This is a genomic window from Streptomyces sp. NPDC006655, assembly GCF_040703965.1.
Taxonomy (GTDB): domain Bacteria; phylum Actinomycetota; class Actinomycetes; order Streptomycetales; family Streptomycetaceae; genus Streptomyces.
Genome location: NZ_JBEYJU010000244.1, coordinates 1 through 1,655 on the forward strand (window position 1 = coordinate 1; position 1,655 = coordinate 1,655).

General features: G+C 66.3%; 3 protein-coding genes. 2 read left to right on the forward strand and 1 reads right to left on the reverse strand.

Annotation, left to right across the window (positions count from 1 at the left end):
* Together AB0958_RS45050 and AB0958_RS45055 are read left to right on the forward strand one after the other, a co-directional pair.
* Positions 1 to 480 (forward strand): hypothetical protein (locus tag AB0958_RS45050; RefSeq protein ID WP_366896282.1); only part of this gene is annotated, 480 nt, incomplete at its 5' end.
* Between the two features lie 32 nt (positions 481 to 512).
* A complete protein-coding gene (locus AB0958_RS45055) occupies positions 513 to 1,361 on the forward strand; it encodes an IS5 family transposase (protein WP_366896283.1) in 849 nt (282 codons plus the stop codon).
* A 21-nt stretch (positions 1,362 to 1,382) separates the two neighbouring features.
* Here AB0958_RS45055 and AB0958_RS45060 read toward each other — a convergent pair.
* Positions 1,383 to 1,655 (reverse strand): GNAT family N-acetyltransferase (locus AB0958_RS45060; protein ID WP_366896284.1); only part of this gene is annotated, 273 nt, incomplete at its 5' end.

Consider the following 1,655-nt stretch of genomic DNA (forward strand, 5'->3'; position numbering starts at 1 on the left):
TACCGCTTACCACTGTTGCCGCTCACGATCTGGACTACTTCCTCCGGGACCAACCGTCCCAGTATCGAGCTGTCCAAGATCAGGGGGGAACATCAGGCCGAGTACTACGGCGACCTGGTCCGCGTCGCCCTGATGGAAGCACGTCCCGCCGGCCTGCACACTTACCAGCTCATGGCCGCCACCCGCCTGACCCGCTCGCAGGTCGGCCGCGGGATGCGGCACGTGCGCGATGTCGTCGCCGCCGAGAACCTGACGCCGATCACCTGGACCCGCCGGGACGGGTTCATGTTCTCCGACGACCCGGCGGACTGGATCGAGTACGACAAGCGGCAGTTCCGGCAGATCCTCGGCCGCCTCACCCGGGTGATCACGGGCACGCTCGATCCGCACCTGGCCCGCTACCCCGACGACGAATGGGCCCAGCTCGCCACCGCCCAGCTCACCGGCGTCCGCGCCACCCTCGCCCAGCTCTCCAAATAGCCTCCGCTGCCGATCACCCTGCCGAGCCCGCCATGCCTGCTGCTTCCCGCCGTCGGCGCTACCCGTCCGACACCTCGGTTGCCGAATGGGCCCTTCTGGAACCCTTGCTGCCCGTTCCAGCCTGCCAGACCAAGACCGGCGGACATCCGGAGAAGTGGCCCCGGCGGGAGATCGTCGACGGCATCCGCTACATCGTCGACAACGGCGCGAAATGGCGGGCACTGCCTGCGGACTTCCCACCGTGGGAGACGGTTTACGGGTTCTTCTGGCGGTGGAACCGGGCCGGGGTCGTCACCTACATCCGTGACCAGCTTCGCCGCAGGATCCGTACCGGAAAGGGCCGCTGCCCCCACCCGGTCACGCTGATCGTCGACTCCCAGTCGGTCAAAGGCGCCTCCACCGTCGGCCGTAACAGCCGCGGCTACGACGCCGCCAAGAAGATCAACGGTCGCAAACGACATATCACCGTGGACACGCTCGGCCTGCCGGTGATGATCACGGTCACGCCCGCCGACATCCAGGACCGCGACGCCGCCCGCGACGTGTTCTGGCGCCTGCGCCTCACCCAGCCACAGATCACCCAGATCTGGGCCGACCGGGGCTACGCCGGCGAACTCGTGGACTGGGCCCGCGAACATCTCTGGATCTCCCTGCGCATCGTCTCCCGGCCCAAGGGCACCAAGGGCTTCGTCGTCCTGCCCCGCCGCTGGAAAGTCGAGCGCACGATCGGCTGGTGCATGAACGCCCGCCGCAACGCACGCGACTACGAACGGCTGCCCCAGCACTCCGAAGCACACCTGAACTGGGCACTCATCACCATGATGACCCGACGCCTCACCCGCAAAAGCCCCCGCACCAGCCAGTGGACGAAGTCTGGGTGACCGAAGCCAAGGGAGCATCGCTCAGTCGACCGTGTCGACGAAGCCCATCTTCCGATTCATGGCAATCGCGCTCTCGTTGGCCGGATGATGAAAGGTGCGGACCCTGTTCGCTCCGCACTCCTCTATGAAAGCCATCCCGAACGTCTTCATGGCAATCGAGATGCCCCGGCCTCGATACCCGGCTCTCACACCAGTCATCTCGTTGAACATGAAACTCTCATGCCTCGACGTCGCCGCCATACCGACCCAGGCCTCGCCGTCCAAGGCGATCACGACACCCCGCGGGTCGTAGGA

Excerpts from the sequence above, each read along its gene's own strand:
- AB0958_RS45055 (WP_366896283.1), top strand. The coding sequence starts at position 513 with ATGCCTGCTGCTTCCCGCCGTCGGCGCTACCCGTCCGACACCTCGGTT.